This window comes from Methyloceanibacter caenitepidi (genome assembly GCF_000828475.1).
GTDB classification, from domain to species: Bacteria; Pseudomonadota; Alphaproteobacteria; order Rhizobiales; family Methyloligellaceae; genus Methyloceanibacter; species Methyloceanibacter caenitepidi.
In genome coordinates this window covers 202,333-219,676 of record NZ_AP014648.1, presented here as the reverse complement: position 1 = coordinate 219,676, position 17,344 = coordinate 202,333, and the positions used below count along the sequence as shown (strand labels likewise).

Here is a 17,344-nt window from a genome sequence, read left to right as displayed (position 1 = left end):
ACTAGGATAAAACTTACGGTGGGCTTTAGAACGATGAATTCTTGGCAAGGTGTTAACCTGCCATTAGCCCTGTCCCGACCTGCGGGTCGCAGGCTCATGCTCCCGCTCAGGCTGCCTCGGTCTTTCCCGTGAATCGGAGATCCCCGCCCAGAATTCCCTCTTCCAGGAGCTTTCGGATGTGGGCAATGCGCTGGAAGCGCGGCCCCTCGAAATCCTCCCAGGAAATATCGGCCTTCAGATACGCCTGGTACAGCTCTTGTGCCCCTTTGCGGGCATCCCATTGCGGTTGGAAGGCCGGAAGCGTCTCCGCGATCTTGTCGAAATTGACCCGGTAGGAGCGGTTGTCCGGTCCCGCATCGGGGGCGAACTCAAGCTGGCACTGAGGAACGACCTCGGCAACGATCTCCGCGATGTCGCGGATGCGGTAGTTGTGAGCGGTCTGCCCGACGTTGAAGGCCTGGTTGAACACGGCCTCTTCCGGCGCTTCGAGTGCGGCGATAAAGGCGCGCGAGATGTCCTCGATATGGACGATCGGGCGCCACGGCGTGCCGTCCGATTTCAGATAGATGCTGCCCTTGGTCACGGCCCAGGCGGTGAGGTTGTTGAGAACGATATCGAAGCGCAGGCGGGGCGAAACGCCATAGGCCGTCGCGGGCCGCATGTAGACCGGGCAGAAGCCGTCGCCGGCAAGCTTGGAGACGTCCTGCTCCGTACGCACCTTTGAAATACCGTAGGGCGTGATCGGATTCAGCTCGCCGGTCTCGTCGATCATGCCTTCGGTGGCAACGCCGTAATTGCTGCACGACGAGGCAAACAGAAAGCGCTTGGCGCCGGTGCTCTTGGCCAGCTCCGCGAGGCGGACGCTGGCGCGGTAGTTGATGTCATAGGTGAGATTGGGATCGAGATCGCTCAGCGGATCGTTCGACAGCGCGGCAAGATGAATGACGGCGTCGAATCCGGCAACGTCGGAAGGCTGCAGATCCCGAACGTCGATCGCGAGCGTGGGTGCAGCGTGAACCGTGCCGCCCTCCGCAAACGTGCATCTGCGGTACAGATCCGTGTCGCAACCCACCACATCGTGGCCGGCCGCCATCAGCATCGGCACCATGACCTGCCCGATATAGCCTTGGCTCCCGGTCACCAATACCCGCATGACTGTCTCCTTTCGACGTAACCAATGACTGTTATGTGACGCGGCGGCGCTATCGATGCCACGCGCGCGATCTCAAGACGTTCTTCTCGCACGACACTCAACCTTCACGCGCGCGTCGCTCGGCGAGGAGCCCATGCTCTTCCAGTGCGCTTGCCGCACGGGCGATCGCTTTGAAGGGAAGCTGCGACCGCTCCGCGATGTCCAGGAGCGAGTGCGTCCCATCCGATAGATTCAGTGTCCAAAGCATCGCCATGTTGTGGCGTACGGCATCCTTGTCGCCGCCCGTCCCCGCATAGAGCCCCCGGCGTCCGAGTTGCGGCTCGCCCTTGGGGTTCAGATTGATGAGGGTGCGATCGCTCTCGAGAATGGTCAGCGCGTCGGTCACCCAGCCATAGGACGCGGCGAGGTTCTCCGCCGAGATGAAGTCCAGATTGTCGGCGGAGGTGTGGTACTCGGGAAAGGTCGCGAACTGGCTGCGCTGAAACAGTCCCACGGCAAGGTCATAGCCGGGCGAGCAATATTGCCGCTCGTCGTAGCCGTAGGGGAAGAAGTCGATGATATTGGGTTCTGCGACCGCGTGGCGCAGGACATGGATCATGACGCGGTCGATCAGTGCGTTTCCCTGACGGCTGCGCTTATAGGTCGGACCGCCGGCATCGCCGACGCATGATAGCACCAGGCCATTCTTGATCCGGCTGGCCTCGGCATCGTTGGTAGCGAGCCAGGCAATGGCACCGATCGTGCCGGGCGCGAACACGAAGCGGTAGCTGAAACGCGTCTTCATGTTCGACAACGCGCGCGCCAAGACGGTTTGAAGGGCGAGCCCCGAGCAATTGTCGTTCGCGAGTGACGGATGACAGATATGCGCCGACAGGAGCACTTCGTCCGTGCTGGCGCCGCGATGCAGATACTCACCCCAGGTCAGGGAGCCGCTAGCGAAGCGCGAATCGATGACGACCTCGAACTCGCCCCCGGCGGATTCAAGCTTGTCGAGTTGGTTCCGCGACATGCAGAAGCCCCAGGCGTCGGCGTAGTACGACGTCCGGTAGGGAATGAGGTCGGGCTGCTCGGGCAGCGTAAAGATGTGGGGGCGAAGCTCGTCTAGACTCATGCGCCGGTGGACGGGCGCGCTGTAGCTCACGACGTGCAGATTGGATTGGCGAAAGTCGATCAGCCGGTTGCCTTGCGCATCCTTGATATAGGCGTCGGAAATGTTCCATTCGCGCGGTATCTCCCAGTCGAGCACCTTGGCGCCGGTTGGAAGCTCTTTGCGCTCGATGGGAATGTGGCGCCCAATGATGTCGAGCGTTTCGCGGACGCCGTCTCCGGTGATGGACCGGCAGATCGGGTAGATCTCGCGCGCGAGCGCATAGATCTCTTGACCGGCGTCGGGCGAGATGAGGCTCTGCGTCGTCAAACCCGCCATGGCCGACCCGCTATCCGTAGTCTGTAGAGTTCGGGTCATCCATTCGCCACGGCGCTTGCCGCCGGTCGCTCCGATGACGTCCCGCTCTCTGCGGTGCTGCTTTCCGGAAGTGCGGCCGGATCGATCACGTGAGCGGCCGGTATGGGAATCACAAACTTTGCGCCCCAGTCCGCGACGTGCTTCATCTGGCTCACGATCTCTTTCGTCAGATTCCAAGGCAGGATCAGGATCAAGTCCGGCTTGGCCTCGTCGATCGCCTCAACGGGCCGGATGGGGATATGCGTTCCCGGCGTGAATCGGCCGTGCTTGTATGGGTTGCGATCGACGGTGAAGTCGAGGAAGTCCGGACCGATTCCGCAATAGTTGAGAAGCGTGTTTCCTTTGCCGGGCGCGCCGTAGCCGCAAATACGTTTACCCTCGTTCTTCGCAGCGATGAGGAAGGACAGAAGCTCCCGCTTCGTCCTTTCGACCTTGTCCGAGAAGCCTACGTAACCCGCAAGGTTGTCGAAACCGAGCTTCCGTTCGCGTGCAATCAGCTCGTCCACGCGCGGGCTCCGTACATGGGACGAGCCGGCCTGGGCCAGATAGATGCGTAAGGAGCCGCCGTGGCTCGGCAGTTCTTCGACGTCGACAAAGGCGAGCCCGTGCATCTTTGCGAGCCGCTCGATCACCAGGGCCGAAAGATACGAGAAGTGCTCGTGATAGATCGTGTCGAACTGGTTCTCCGCCATCAAACGCTCGAGATGGGGAAATTCGAGCGTGGCGATCCCCTCCGGCTTCAGGAGGATTTTGAGCCCGGCAACGAAATCGTTGATGTCCGGCACATGGGCAAGGACGTTGTTTGCAACGATCAAGTCGGCCGCCCTGCCGTCTTCGACGAGCTGACGGGCTAGTCCTTGGCCAAAGAAGTCGACGGTGGTGGGGATGCCTTTCTCGATGGCCACCTCGGCCACGTTGCCGGACGGTTCTACGCCGTGCACGGGAATGCCCAGCGGTCCGAAGTGCTGAAGCAGATATCCGTCGTTGCTTGCGATCTCGACCACTTGGCTGTCCGCCCCGAGACCGAGCCGCGCCGCGATCATCTCACAATAGGTCTTGGCGTGAGCGACCCACGAGGTCGAATAGGACGAGAAGTACGCATAGTCGTCGAAGATGCTCTCGGGGCTGACATATTCGCGCAGCTGCACGAGGAAGCACTGATCGCACACCATCACGTGAAGCGGATAGAACGGCTCCATCGCATCGATCTTGTCCGCGGGCACGAAGCTCTCGCACAGCGGCGACATGCCGAGATCCACAAATGTGTGCCGCAGCGGTGCGTGGCAGATCCGGCAGCACGGTTCGGCGGAAACGGGCTCGTTCGTCATCGTTGCATTCCACTCATCGGCCGGATCTCACTGGCCATGTTTCCCGGCCTCGTCGACGGCATCTGTATCGAGGTTCGCCATTCGGTCTCGCAGTGACTGCTCGATCGAGCTGTAGGACGGAAACGAGAGGTCCTTCTCGGAAATCTCTGTGACGGGTAGCGGCCAGGTGAGGCCGAGCGCGGGATCGTCATAGCGCAAGCCACCCTCGTTGTTCGGTGTGTAAGGTGCCCCCATTTGATAACTGAGAAGTGAATCGTCTCTCAGAGTCTGGTGGCCGTGGGCAAATCGCTCCGGAACGTAGATCGCCCGCAAACTTTCCTCGTCGAGTTCTATGGCGACGTGACTGAGATAGGTCGGGCTTTCGGGGCGAAGATCGACGATGATGTCCCAGACCGCTCCCCGCACGCACCGCACGAGTTTTGATTCCGTCGACGGCGGAAACTGGAAGTGCATGCCCCGCACAGTGCCGGACTTCGCGGTGAAGGAGAGGTTCGATTGCGCGACGAGCGGCCTCAGGCCATGCGCCTCGAACTCATCCCGGCAAAACGAGCGCGCGAAGAAGCCCCGGTCGTCTTGACGACGCTCCAGTTCGACGACGAAGGCGCCTGCGAGTTCAGTCTCTATAAACCGCATCCGAGTGCTCCGTGGGCGTGAACAATGAGGGCTACTGCCCGGTTTACCAAAAATTAATGACGACACCGGTTAAGGGAAGTTTCATCGCCTGCTTCTATCTTATGAGGCGCTAAACAATCGAAAAGGGATGACAGTCCCGGATTCGAACAGAAAAACCGATGCGTTTCCGCCCCTTGGGACTTTGGGGCGGACGTTCGAAGGCGAACACGGGGAAAGGCCGCTCGTGACCCGGCCAAGGCCGGCTCTCCGGCACTATCGGGCGATACGCCTCGGGGCTATGCTGGCGCCACTCCCGTGCTTGTCAATGTCGAACGACGTTCTTACGTGTTCTGCGCGTCAACAGGAGTGTTGAACAATGAAGGTTGTGCTTTTCTGCGGAGGATTGGGTACCCGAATCAGGGAATATTCAGAGGCCATTCCGAAGCCGATGATCCCGATCGGAGGACAGCCGATCCTCTGGCACCTCATGCAGTATTACAGCTCCTTCGGGCACTCTGACTTTACGCTGTGCCTCGGGCACAAGGCGACCGTCGTCAAGGAATTCTTCCTGAATTACCGGCACGAGATGTTCAACGATTGCGTGGTCTGGAATAACGGCGACGCGGTCGAACTGCTCGATCGGCCCACGGATGATTGGTCCGTCAAAATGATCGAGACCGGAATTTGGCGGAGCGTCGGCGAACGCCTTTGGGCCGTTCGCGAGCATCTCAAGGACGAAGAGATGTTTATGGCCAACTACAGCGACGGTCTCAGTGACGTCAATCTCGACAAAATGATCGCGGACTTCAAGGAAAGCGGGAAGGTCGCGTGCTTTCTTGCGGTGCCGCCACAGCTCACGTTCCATTTCGCAGACATTGCGGAGAACGGCCTGGTCCGGAAGATGACGCCGGCGTCTCAGGCCGACCTCTGGATCAACGGCGGCTTCTTCATTTTCCGTCGCGAGATCTTCGACTACATGCGGCCGGGCGAGGAGCTCGTCGTCGAGCCTTTCGCGCGTTTGATCGAGGACGATCAGTTGCTCGCCTATAAGCATCACGGCTTCTGGCGTGCGATGGACACGCTGCGCGACCGTCAGGTGCTCGAGGAAATGGTCGAACAGGGTACGATGCCTTGGGACCGGCGCGATAACCTGGCTTGCCGCCTCGCCGCAGAGTAGGGCGATGCTGAACCTGTCATGGCAGAAGCCGAAAGGGCCGCTGAAGGTGCTCTGTCTCGGGGCGCATTCGGACGACATCGAGATCGGCGTGGGAGGCACGCTGCTCGGATGGATCGCCGCCGGGACTGAACTCGACGTGCATTGGTGTGTCTTGAGCGGGGCCGGGCCCCGGCGCGACGAGGCGATGGCCGGTGCGTCGGCGGTCCTAGGCGGGGCAAACACGCAGACCGTGGAATGTGCAGATTTCCGCGACGGCTACTTCCCGGCGCAGGGTGAGCAGGTCAAGGAGTGGGTCCAGGATCTGGCCACGCGAACCAAGCCCGACATCGTATTTACCCACCGCGGCGACGACGCGCATCAGGATCACCGCGAGATATCGCGCCTTACCTGGAATGCCTTCCGCGACCAGGTGGTTTTAGAATACGAGATACCGAAATGGGATGGCGATCTCGGGCAGCCCAATCTCTACATTCCCATGACCGGAGAGGTTATGCAGCGCAAGCTCGAGATCCTCGAGAATTGCTTCGGCTCGCAGCGGTCCAAAGATTGGTTCGACGCCGACACGTTCAAAGGGCTGGCCCGCATCAGAGGCATGGAGTGCCGGGCGCCGGAGCGATTCGCGGAGGCGTTTTTTGCTAGAAAACTCGTGGTGCGGTAAACCGCCGCGCGCCGGACGCAGCCAAAAAACGGAAATCTGTCGGCTACTGAAGAACCATTTGTTGAGGGCCAAGGTCTAGTATCGCGCAGGGCGCAACAATTGCTGTCAGTTGTGGCGTGTCGGGTTCGCTTCGACGCGGAGCGTGCCGCATCGGGGCGGGAGAGCGATATGAAGATTCTTGGATTTCGCGGCAATGTCGATCCTGCGAGCTATACATTGAGCGATGCACTGCCGAACTTCGGCCGCGCTAGCGGTGATCGATCCCACGCGCACAGCGGTTCCACCGCCAAAGGGCGTGACGGTGCGGACGTGCCTATCGCACCCCTTGTCACGATTGCGATCCCGACATTCAACCGCGCGGAACTGGTCGAGAAGTGTGTCCGCAGCGCAATGGCACAGACCTATCCGAAACTCGAGATTCTCGTGTCGGACAACGCGTCGACCGACGGAACGGTGGAGATGCTTCGGGCCATCGACGACGACCGTCTTCGTATCCTCACGAGCGAGGAGAACATCGGCGCGATCGGTAACTTCAACAAATGCATCGACGAGGCGCGCGGCGACTATTTTGTGCTGGCCGCGGACGACAACTATTACCGACCCGACTTCGTCAGCAAGTGCGTGCGTCTGATCGAAGACGAACCTGGCCTCCCGATTGTAATCGCGGCCTACGACGTCCTTGTCGTCGATGAGTTCTCCAAGGACGATCGGCGCACGGTGCCGGCTCGGCTGAGCAAAAAGCTTTCGACTGGTATCTGGCAGGGTACGGACATTCTGCAGGAGTACCTGCATGGGCGCATTTCCGCACAGCTCTTGAGCAGTCTCGTGCGGACCGACATTCTTCGGCGCAACGGCGGATACAGTCCTCATCCTTGCGCGAGCGACGAAGCGACCTGGATTCCACTCCTGATGGAGGGGCGTGCCGGCTTCGTGGATGAACCTTGCGCGACCTATATGGTTCTTCGGGAGAGCCTGACCGAGGGCTTTACCGCCGACAAGCGCCTCGGCGATCTGCGTGAGGTACTGGACGAACTGTCTGCCGTCACGGCCAAGAAGGTCTCCGACCCGGCGATGCGCGAGCGCATTCAACAGCTCCTGAATCGCTATCTTGCCTATATGGCGGCGGTGAATCTTGTTATCTATCGCCGCGGTGGCGCCAGCTTGTCCCAGGCGGTCCAGAAACTCTGGGGCTGGAGGACCGTGCTCGCCAAGTGTTCGGTTACGGACTTCCTTTCGACATGGCGGCTGCGCTCCATCGTTCGCATTCTGTCTCCTCAACCGCTCGCGCGCTGGATGGCCAAGAATGGATTTGACCAGTGGGTCTAGCGGGTGGTCGGGGGCTTTCATGACTGACGTCAGCCAATGAACAGCGAGGCGACGACGGACGACCAGAATCCGATCAACCGCGACGAACACACCGGTACCGGCGATATACTGGGCGTAGGCGTTCATCGAGACGAGGGCCTGTATGAATCCCTCGCCGGTCCTCCTGCGCTGCGGGAGGGTAAGTCCGCGCTGAACTCGTCGCTCATCAATACTGCGGCGGGGATGTTTTCCCTCATCGCCGGCTTCGGTTCGAGCGTGATCGTTGCCCGGGCGCTGGGTGTCGAAGGAACGGGTATCGTTGCCTTCGCGCTGTGGTTCATGATGCTTGCGACGGCCGTCTCCGACCGGGGGTGGCCGCAAGCAGTTCTGCGCTTTATTGGGGGAACCGTTGGGCCTGATGGCAGGACCAGCCTACTTTGCAAGGCGCTGATCAAGAGGTTCGCCGTTACGACTGGCCTCATGGCGATCGGCATCCTCGGCTATGCCGGCTGGCTTTACCACTCTGGCAACAGCGGGGCGGCGTTTGTATGGGCCGCGACGGCGGCGCTCTTCCTCACCTATGCCTATGCCGCCATGTCGATCGGCGCCGCTCACGGTCTTGGTCGTTTCGGCGACGCGGCCGTCAACACGCTCATCGGATGCATCATGCAGCCGGCGGCTGTGCTCTTTGGCGCTTTGGTGCTCGGGCCGGGCGGGGCAATTCTCGGACACGTGCTCCGGCATTTGCCGCAGGCGCTTTCGCTTCGCAGCTATATCGGACCGGGCTCGAGCCGGGACGTCGAGATTACGAAACCGGTTCGGAACTATGCCAGGAACACGTGGCTTTCGGGCGTCCTGCATGCCACCGTCGAAACCCGCGCCGAACTCGCCGTCATCGGTCTGTATTTCTCGTTCGTCGCCGTCGGCTATTACGCAGTCGGCCTCACCATGTATGCGTTGGTGGTCCAGCTCGGGCTGTTCCTCCTTGCGAGTCTTCTTCCTCATTTCAGCGCACTACACGACCAAAACGACGTCGCGGGGCTTGTCCTCAGCTACCAGCGCAGTCTGCGTTGGCTGGGAATCGTCCTCGCGCCGATCTGTTTCGGCGGAGCCGCGATAGCGCCGGCGTTGATACCCTTGGTCTTCGGACAAGAGTTCACGCCGGCAGTCCCGATTTCGGAAGTGCTGGTCGCGTGTTCATTTGCGAGCGCGCTCACATTGGTGCAGACCCATATGATGCTCGCCCGGGAAAAAAGCGCGTGGCAGCTCGGCCTCTCGGGAGTCTGGGGCGCGATCTCGATCGTCCTTATGCTGATCCTCGTTCCGTTCCTCGGGCCTATTGGGGCCGCTTGGATCAAGGCCGCGATTGCCGTTGCGACGCTCGCGTCGTTTGCCTGGTACTGCCAGACGCGGCTCGACATGCCATTTGTTACGGCCGACATCTTGAAGATTGTCGCGGCAGGTCTCATGTCGGCCTTGGCGGCGCGGTTTTGCCTTTACTGGGATCCCGGGCTTCTCGGCATGCTCCTCGGCATCGCGGCCGGCGCTGTTGTCTACACGGCTTGCATTGCGCTGCTGTCGGTCCTCCCGCAAGACGAGCAGACGATGCTGTTGAGCTGGATATCGAAATACGGGCCCGGTCGTTTCCGGTCCGCGGGCAATGAATAGGGTAAACGATGCTCCATGCTCTCACGGTGGCACCCTCCTTGCACACTATGTCCATGACGGATCGCCGCCAAGGACAGCTCGGTGCCGACGTGTCGGACCAGACGGGAGTTCGTTGATTGCGAATACTCTGTGCAGCCGCCGCCTATCCGCCGCACGGCCGCGGTGGTGGACCCAAGGCGTCGGAGGCTGTAGCCAAATCACTCGCCGGCCGCGGGCATACCGTGCGTGTCATTACGGTCGCGGGTGAAGAAACGCTCGAGGCCCGTGACGGTGTCGAGGTCAAGACGATCGGTGGTCTGAACGTCTACTGGAACTATTGGACCGAACGGCCCACCATCACCAAGCTGATCTGGCACGCGCTCGAGAACTTCAATCCGCGCGCCTACTTCCGGATGCGCAAGGAAATCGCCGAATTCCGTCCCGACCTTGTCATGACGATTAGCGCCGAGAACGTGAATGTCGCAACCTGGGTGGCCGCCAAGACCATGGGCTATCCCGTCGCGCACGTAATCCATAGCTACTTCTTGATGTGCTGGCGTGGCACGATGTTCTCGAAAGGGCGGAACTGCCCTACGCAGTGCTGGCAGTGCCGCATCGCCTCCGCCGGTAAGAAACTCTGCAGTCAGGTCGTCGATGGCGTCACGTCCGAGGCCTCCCACTCGATGGCAAAGCATCGGAAGAACGGCTTCTTCCGCCGCGCGTTGGGCATGGTTATTCCGGGTGCTGTCGAACCGCCCAGTGTCATTCCGGACAATGTTCTGCCTGACACCGGACCGGTCCGCGTCGGGTTCATCGGTATGATTGCGCCGGTCAAGGGCATCGGCACGCTGGCCGATGCTGCGGCATTGCTGGGACCCGACGCCGGGTTCGAATACGTCATCGCCGGCGATGGCGACAGCGATTTCATGGCGAAGCTACGTGCGACGTTCCCGTCGTCGACAGCAACGTTTCTTGGCTGGACCGAGCGGGATGAATTCTTCCGGCAGGTCGACGTCGTTGTCGTTCCGTCGATTTGGGAAGAGCCCTTCGGCAACGTGGCAGTCGAGGCGCTCTCGTACGGTGTGCCTGTTATTGCCGCCCGCTCCGGGGCACTTCCTGAAATTGTCCAACCGGACAAGAGCGGGCTTGTCTTTTCGCCTGGCGATCCTCACGAGCTTGGCGCCTGCCTTCGCCGCTTAGCGGAAGACCGACCTCTCTTTCGCAGGCTTCAAAAGGGCGCCCTGTCCCGGTCGCGTGACTACTCGCCTGAGAAGATGGCCGATGCGCTCGACAGTTTCGTCAAGCAAGTCGTGGATCGGCGCCGACAGGAGCCATCTAGTTTGCCGATGGACGCCCAAGCCTAAGACGCCGTCTACGAGGCGCAGTCCGGTGGAACGGTCGGGCCGACGAACTTCCCGAGCACGGCCATTTGGGGCCGCGCCGCACCGTCCTTGGGCTCTATCGAGAACATGTAGTCGCCCCACCACGGACCTGCCGCCCAGTACGTCCAGCCGAGCCACACGTCGCGATTACGCGCCATGTAGCAGAGCAGGGCCCTGCCTTCGCGTTGGGCCTGCCGGTTGTCCGCCCAGCCGAACTCGCCCAGAAAGCCGCGAACGCCATGCGCGCGGGCCCAGGCCGTGAATGCCGCAAGGCGTTGCGCACCAGCTCCGGCCACGACGGTGCGGTGGGTGCCGGAGCTGTTGTAGTCCAGGTATTGATGGACTTCGTACGCGACGTTCCGGGCCGGGTCATCGACCTGCAGCATGACCGTCGCGTTGTCCGTCTTGGTCCAGTCGTGCGCGCCGCCCCAGTAGGACCCCGGGACCAGAACGAGCTGATAGGCGCCGACATCGCGTATCGCGGCAATGGCAGCGTTCGCGCCGTCCAGCCATTCGGCCGCCGACTGCTCGTGCGGCTCATTCATGAGGCCGAAGATGACATTGGCGCGGTGCTTCATGGCCTCCGCAAGCTTTCGCCACGCGGCCGCAAACTCGGCGACCGCGCCTTCGTCGCGCCCGATCAGCTTTCCCGATGCCGTCTTGCCGTAATCGTGCATGTCGAGGATCACCGACATGTCCTTGGTAGAGGCGTAGTCTACAAGGTCTACGAGAATGTCGAGATCAGCCGTCGTGTTGAACCCGCCCGAACCGTCCGGCTTCAGCAGCCGGCGCCCCAGAAATCCCAATCGGATGAGTTTGAAACCTTGCGCGGCCCAGGCATCGATATCGGCGCGCGTCGGATAGATATAGTCGCGTCCCAGAACGTCCCCGTCCGAACCGAAACTGCCGCTCGGCAGGTTGACACCCGGAAGCGGCAGTGCGCCGGACTTGTCGGCCATGGCGGCAGACGTCGTGTGCACCGGGAACAGCGTTCCTGCAAGTAACGCCAAAATGGTAGCGACACGGGCACTTCGCCGGCGGCCGGAAGTCGAGGCCACGGTCACGCCCGAGCCGTCTCGTCCTCGGCCGATCTCGGCGACGCCCACGTCCGCACCGCCGTCAGCTTGCGTCGGCGGTGTCTTTGCTCCGCCAGTTGATGTACTCGTTCGGCAAGCTTCTCTGCGGCTCGCGCTTGTTCTCCGGCGAGCGCAAGGCGTGGTCATGGATATGGGCGGCGAACATTCGGTCGATCCACTGGGTGTTCTTGAATATCCGCTGCGACCGGAGGAGCGTGAACGGCGCGATCTTGCGTAGCGCGTTCTCTTCGTTGAACTCCTTGACCGCCAGCAGCTCGCCGGTCCAGGGATTGGACCCGTCGACGCCGATATCGTCCAGGTACACGGGAACGATCGGCAGATAATGCTCCGGTGCGCCCTTCAGAATCTCGAGCGTCTTTTTCGCCGAGGAATAGTAGTCCACATCGATGGCGACGAAGCCCACCGGCGCATCCTCGGTGAGCGTCTTGCAGAAGGCCGGCACCGTGTCAGCGATATCGCCGATAACGAGTTCCGCGAAATCCGGTAGCGCCTCACGCAAACGCTCCTGGTCCATGGGAAAATCGCCGGCCTGGAAGGACTCCGGAAGATCCCGGTAGTCGATGGCGGGAGGCATGCCCGTACCCGTGTCGAATCCGAAGACGCGGAACTCGATGCCCGTCGCCTTGGTGGTTCGTTTGGCGATTTCGCACATGTTCATCAGCCCGGCGCCGCCCGCAACGCCGAACTCGATAATCGTAACGGCCTTGTAGCCATATCTCTTTGCCATATCGGCGGCGTACAGGATCGGAAACGCATATTGCTGCCGGACCACGAGGTCGAAATCGACCTTTGCCCGATAGCTGCCGAAAAGTGCAACGAACACGGACAGAAGGTTCAGGTGCATTGGCTCGGTTCCGCGCTCAACGAGGACCTTCCTCAGTTGGCCGGGCCGGCCGAGCCGTCTCAAAGCGTACAGTGACATCTTGGTTCCTATGCTCGACGAAATTTGTTGGTGACTGATAGTTCCGGGGCGGTTCCCGCCGGCGTTCCGAACCAGCCGCGTTCGATCCGACGAGGCGGCGCCAGCTGGGTCCTTGCCGTGCCGAAGCGCTTCGCAAGCTTCGGCTCTTGCGCGACGGACAGCACGCCGAGAAGGAACCACAATGTTGCCGCCAGCTTGATCGTGAATTGCGAGGCGGAGATGCAGAGCAGGGCTGCGAAGAAAACCCCCATGACGTTTCGAAAAGCAAGAAAATACGGGGTGCGTCCCCTCAAGGACATGAACAGCGTCCACAGAAGCGCGAACCCTACAATCCCGAAATTACTGATGACATAACCGTAGCCGGAATCGAAGGTTTGTGCCGTGGAAACGTTGAGACCGAACCAGTGGTAGATGTCGAAACTCATCAGCACACGGCCGGAATAGAGCAGCCGGTCATAGAGGCCCAACCCCTCGACTTCGAGCTTGCCGTTCACAGGTCCGGTCCAGGCGGCGAAGACACATAGAGCGAAGATCGTCGCAAAGGGAAGCACAAAGACGGCCGGGGTCGTCAGCCGCGGCGGGAGCAACAGGACGATCAGTCCGACCAGAGCCAGGAATGCTGCCACGCGCGTGTCCGACAGGACGACGAGCGCCAAGGCGCCGAGAATGGTCCAGAAGTAGATTTGCCGCGTCATCCGTGTCCGGACCGCGCCCCATAGCGCGACAATCGCTCCGTAGTTTCCAAGCGTGCTCGGCTCGAGGAACAGCGATGAAACGCGGTGGCCGCCGAGGAACGGAAGCAGCGTGCGTCCCTGCTCCTCCGGCCGCACGCCGCTGACCATCAAGCCCTCCGAAACGTTCAGGGAGTGGGAGCTGGCCTCCAACGTGCCGCGCGCGATGTAGTACTGAGCCACCTTGAAGACCGACAGATAGGTGCTCAGCGACAAGTATTCCAACAGCGCGACGACGAAGAGCAGGCCCGTGACGAAGAGCACGATCCTGTCCGCCGCCCGAATGTCGCCGACGGCGCGTCCCAGCAGGAAGAAGATGACCGGGATGACGATGTCCCGCGCGCTCTTCGGATCGAAGGGCGTACCGGGAATCGCTATCGACCGCGTCGCTGCCAGTGCCAAGGCATAGGCGACCAGCAGCCCGAGCAGCGCCACGTGGTTCATCGTGAGGTAGTTGCGGCATGCCAGGCCAGCAGCGAACAAAAGGAGCGCCTCAGACGCCATCACCACCGTGGCGCCCGTCGGAAATACGTGCCCGTTCAAGAAGGCGAGACCCGCGTTGAACGCGACCGTTCCGACAATGATGGCGCCGGCGAACCACGCCGAAGCCGAGGCAGTGGCCGGGAGCGTTTGGTCAGTGCTTGGCAATCGAAACGCCCCCATTGTCGAGAGACTCGGATGCGTTCCGGTCTTCCGGGTCCTCGCCGGTGACGTCGCCATTCAGAACCTGTTCGTAGAGTTCAGATGTCTTACGGGAAATATGGGCCCAGTCGTAGCCGGCCGCCGCCTCCATACTGGCGCGCCGTCGCCGTCCGATTGAGGAGACAAGCGTCTTCGCCTCGGCGGATGCGGCCCGCGCGGCGGCGTCGGGGTCGGCATAGTCGAGGATCAACCCGAGCCCCGTCGCCTGAACCAGACGCCGATAGGGCGGGATGTCGCTGAGCAGCGGGAAGAGACCGGCGGACAGTCCCTCCACGGCTGTCATTCCGAAACCTTCATAGTCCGACGTGCTCGCGATGAAGGAGCAGTCGCCCATCAGTTTCCTCAGCTGCGCGTCCGATGGCGACGTGACGACTTGGATAGCATCTTCAACCTGCGCCGCGTCCGCGAGCGCCGCAATGTCGGAGGTCTGGAGATCGTCCGGACGCCCCACGATTGTGAAGGTCCATTCGGGGTCGATCTGCCTGAGAGATTTCGCAAACTGCACGAAGCGATCGATGCGCTTGTTTTGCGAGAAACGCCCGATCCAAAGTATGGACTTTCGAAAGTTCTTTGATGCCGCGTCCCGGAACTTGTCCGTGTTGACGCCGTCTTCGATCAGGACGAGGCGCTCGAGGTTCAGCGTGCGGAACCGATCGTAGTCGGAGGCGCTGCAGGCAATAATGGCGTCATAGGCGCGCGCCGACCATCTGGTCAAAGTGGCGAACCACAAGCGTTTGAGACCCGCGGCATAGGACGTGTGGAAGAAGCCGCCATGGGTTGTGGCGACGAGCGGGCGCCGGTGAAATGGTTTTGTCCAAGCCAGGAAATCGAAGAAGAAGTCGATGGCGTGGACATGGACGATGTCGGCGTCCTTGATGTGCTGGAGAACCGACAGTGCGATCGGATAGCGCGAAGACCCCCGAAAGGGAATCCGCACGATCTCGATGCCGTTCAGCGTCTCCTGTGCCGGCAAGACTTTGGCCTGAGCGTCCTTGAACAGCCTGTTCAAGGCGACGACTCGAACCCGATGCCCTTCCGCAACTTGCGCAGCGGCAAGGTCGAGTACGTGGTTCTCGAGGCCGCCGACCCCGGGATAAAACTGCCGAACAACATGCGTCAGGAACATGTCAGTCCTCCCGCACACTGTTTGCGGTTCGGCGGCAACTCGATCCACCCGCCGGGCGGTGTGATTGTTCAACGGCGCGCATCAGCCATCACCCGTCCGAGAAAGACCAGATTGCCGATCAGGTACCGCCGCGCCAGGCGCCGAGGCTCCTGAGCCAGCCTGTAAATCCACTCGCAGCGTAGACCGCGCAGCCATTCCGGCGCGCGTGGCACCCGCCCCGCTTGAAAGTCGAGTAGCGCGCCGACCCCGAAAAACAGCTTCGCTCCGGTTTTGCCGCCATGTTCGGCGATCCACAGCTCCTGCAGAGGATTGCCCATGCCCACTAGCAGGCAGTTCGCCGTGGACTGGCGAATTTCGGCGCAGGTCTGTTCGATGTCTTGCCGATCTTGAAAAAATCCGTTGCGGTATCCGACGACGCTATGCCTCGGATAGGCGTGCCCAAGGACCTCCGCCGCACGCGCAACCGTGTCGTCATTCGTTCCCACCAGATAGATGCGGAGTGTCTGATCGGTCCTTCCGAGATAGTCAGGAACGAAGTCCGTCCCGTTCAAGTTCTCGGTAAAGGGGTGGCCGAATTTGAGCCGGCAGGCGAGGTCCGTCCCAAGCCCGTCGTTCAGAACGACGAAATCAGCGAGAGCCTTGCGGAAGTCGGGGTTGTCGCAGGCCACGTTTAGGGCTTGGGCGTTGGCGAAACAAATCTTGGTCTCCAGGCCGGCCGCCAGCCGTTCATCGATCAGGGCGATGGCACTGTCGCGGCTCAGGTCTTCGATCCTCACTCCGAGAATCGTGCGTGAGGCGTTCTCTTTGGATTGTGCGATGTCTTGCATGCTCTATTGGCGCCCACTTGCCGTCTCGCGCGAACCCGTACCAGTTTGGGCCATTGCTCCGTCACTGCAATTCGCCTGCCACGGTTCGGCAACGGCAAACGCTGTCTTCCAGGCCCTTCGGCAGTGCCCCGTCTCGTCCCGATACAGGACCGCCTCATTCTGGCGCGGCCGGCCCCGATTTCGCCTACGATATAGTATGGCAAAGGTTACGTTTCGAGGCTGCCGCGCACGATCTAGTATGGAACTCATCTACGTATAAGCGACTGTGGCTAATGCATTATTGCCGGCTCGCGCCGGGGCCTAGATTTTTCGTTCGAATTTGGCAATCTGGGCGCGCGACGGGGCGCGATAGGCTATGCTAGGGGGACGCGGGCGCTTAAAGCGCTCCATAGCGGCACTGCCAAGACAGACAAGAACCTTTAGAAGAGGCGTTACCGGCTAAAGCGCGGAAGGGCGCCCCGCAGGGAGGACATGGCCGTGGTGGATGAAGTCGAAAAAATTATCTCACGCCTGAACGGAATCGATCCGGAGCGGCCGTATTTCGACCCGATCGTGGTTGAGGAAGCTGTGAGCCGGCACGCGCGGCTGATCGGTTTTCGAGACGTTTCCTTCACCTGGGCCATGGGGCCGCAACAGGCCAATGACGAGCTTTCCGGAATCGACTTCTCGAGCTCAGAATCCTGCCTTTGGGCAGACACCACGAAGTCCATGCGCGATGAGGCCATGGCGGAACTCAGTGCGGATCCTGCGACCTCGGAGGCCTATCGTCGGGCGCAAGCCAATGCGGCCGAGCGGATCGCCGACGCGCTGCATCTAGAAATATTCGCGCTGGCTCTGCGGAACTTGATTTCGGGCGACGCCGGCACGCGAGGGTACAACGTAGCCTCGTTGGTCACGTCGGTGATGCGTGACGTGGTGGCGAACTCCAGTGTGGAGAGTGAGCGTCTCGAGGACCTCAACGAGGCTTACATGCCATTCGCGGACGCCTTGATGGCCGGGCTCGGGTCGTTCTGGATTGTCGGGCAGCGCTTCGTCTGCCTCCCGCTGCCGCGCCTTCGGCTCGAGGACGGCGCCCTGGTTTCGGACGGACGTCCCGCAGCCGTATGGCCGAACGGGGAGGCTTATGCCTTTCGTGAGGATGGTTTCTTCCCGGCGTTGCAGTCCGTCGAGTGGTAGGTGCGCGGGGCTGTCTCGTCCCGGGGCGGCGCCACG

At 61.3% G+C, this 17,344-nt stretch carries 14 protein-coding genes and 1 pseudogene; 6 read left to right on the top strand and 9 right to left on the bottom strand.

The annotated features are described in order from the left end of the window. Positions 1-106: 106 nt before the first annotated feature. From GL4_RS01050 to GL4_RS01035, 4 genes and pseudogenes are all read right to left on the bottom strand, one after another. A complete protein-coding gene (locus tag GL4_RS01050; protein ID WP_045363590.1) occupies positions 107-1,153 on the bottom strand; it encodes an NAD-dependent epimerase/dehydratase family protein in 1,047 nt (348 codons plus the stop codon). A gap of 97 nt (positions 1,154-1,250) precedes the next feature. Next, on the bottom strand, positions 1,251-2,579 hold the full coding sequence (locus GL4_RS01045) for a DUF4910 domain-containing protein (protein WP_045363587.1): 1,329 nt from the start codon (positions 2,577-2,579) through the stop codon (positions 1,251-1,253). A gap of 101 nt (positions 2,580-2,680) precedes the next feature. After that, positions 2,681-3,946: pseudogene (locus tag GL4_RS01040) on the bottom strand (methyltransferase domain-containing protein); the annotation flags it as partial. 27 nt (positions 3,947-3,973) lie between these two features. Then, entirely contained in the window at positions 3,974-4,579 is a 606-nt protein-coding gene (locus GL4_RS01035; protein ID WP_045363585.1) for a dTDP-4-dehydrorhamnose 3,5-epimerase family protein, read from the bottom strand. Positions 4,580-4,934: 355 nt separating this feature from the next. On the opposite strand from GL4_RS01035, the gene GL4_RS01030 reads away from it, so the two are divergent. The 5 genes from GL4_RS01030 (at position 4,935) to GL4_RS01010 (ending at position 10,709) form a co-directional block, all read left to right on the top strand. After that, positions 4,935-5,735 (top strand): sugar phosphate nucleotidyltransferase, encoded by an 801-nt coding sequence (locus GL4_RS01030; protein ID WP_045363582.1) that lies wholly within the window; start codon positions 4,935-4,937, stop codon positions 5,733-5,735. A 4-nt stretch (positions 5,736-5,739) separates the two neighbouring features. Next, the gene (locus GL4_RS01025) at positions 5,740-6,393 is read left to right on the top strand and encodes a PIG-L deacetylase family protein (RefSeq protein ID WP_045363579.1); all 654 of its coding nucleotides are present in this window, start codon (positions 5,740-5,742) and stop codon (positions 6,391-6,393) included. A gap of 168 nt (positions 6,394-6,561) precedes the next feature. After that, positions 6,562-7,719, top strand: coding sequence for a glycosyltransferase family 2 protein (locus GL4_RS01020; protein ID WP_052464016.1), 1,158 nt, complete (start codon positions 6,562-6,564; stop codon positions 7,717-7,719). 36 nt (positions 7,720-7,755) lie between these two features. Beyond that, positions 7,756-9,366: a lipopolysaccharide biosynthesis protein gene (locus GL4_RS01015; RefSeq protein WP_045363576.1), complete on the top strand. Its 1,611-nt coding sequence runs from the start codon at positions 7,756-7,758 to the stop codon at positions 9,364-9,366. Between the two features lie 221 nt (positions 9,367-9,587). Then, positions 9,588-10,709 (top strand): glycosyltransferase family 4 protein, encoded by a 1,122-nt coding sequence (locus GL4_RS01010; protein ID WP_052464015.1) that lies wholly within the window; start codon positions 9,588-9,590, stop codon positions 10,707-10,709. Between the two features lie 8 nt (positions 10,710-10,717). Here GL4_RS01010 and GL4_RS01005 read toward each other — a convergent pair whose 3' ends face one another. From GL4_RS01005 to GL4_RS00985, 5 genes are all read right to left on the bottom strand, one after another. Further along, on the bottom strand, positions 10,718-11,833 hold the full coding sequence (locus GL4_RS01005) for a glycoside hydrolase family 5 protein (RefSeq protein ID WP_244462656.1): 1,116 nt from the start codon (positions 11,831-11,833) through the stop codon (positions 10,718-10,720). Between the two features lie 13 nt (positions 11,834-11,846). Further along, on the bottom strand, positions 11,847-12,746 hold the full coding sequence (locus GL4_RS01000) for a hypothetical protein (protein WP_045363571.1): 900 nt from the start codon (positions 12,744-12,746) through the stop codon (positions 11,847-11,849). An 8-nt stretch (positions 12,747-12,754) separates the two neighbouring features. Continuing rightward, entirely contained in the window at positions 12,755-14,125 is a 1,371-nt protein-coding gene (locus GL4_RS00995) for a hypothetical protein (RefSeq protein WP_045363568.1), read from the bottom strand. Continuing rightward, entirely contained in the window at positions 14,112-15,305 is a 1,194-nt protein-coding gene (locus GL4_RS00990; RefSeq protein WP_052464014.1) for a glycosyltransferase family 4 protein, read from the bottom strand. The genes GL4_RS00995 and GL4_RS00990 overlap by 14 nt, the downstream gene beginning before the upstream one ends. Before the next feature lie 68 nt (positions 15,306-15,373). Then, entirely contained in the window at positions 15,374-16,081 is a 708-nt protein-coding gene (locus GL4_RS00985) for a WecB/TagA/CpsF family glycosyltransferase (protein ID WP_172653266.1), read from the bottom strand. Between the two features lie 528 nt (positions 16,082-16,609). On the opposite strand from GL4_RS00985, the gene GL4_RS00980 reads away from it, so the two are divergent. Beyond that, positions 16,610-17,308: a hypothetical protein gene (locus tag GL4_RS00980; protein ID WP_156137336.1), complete on the top strand. Its 699-nt coding sequence runs from the start codon at positions 16,610-16,612 to the stop codon at positions 17,306-17,308. The last annotated feature ends 36 nt before the right edge of the window (positions 17,309-17,344 follow it).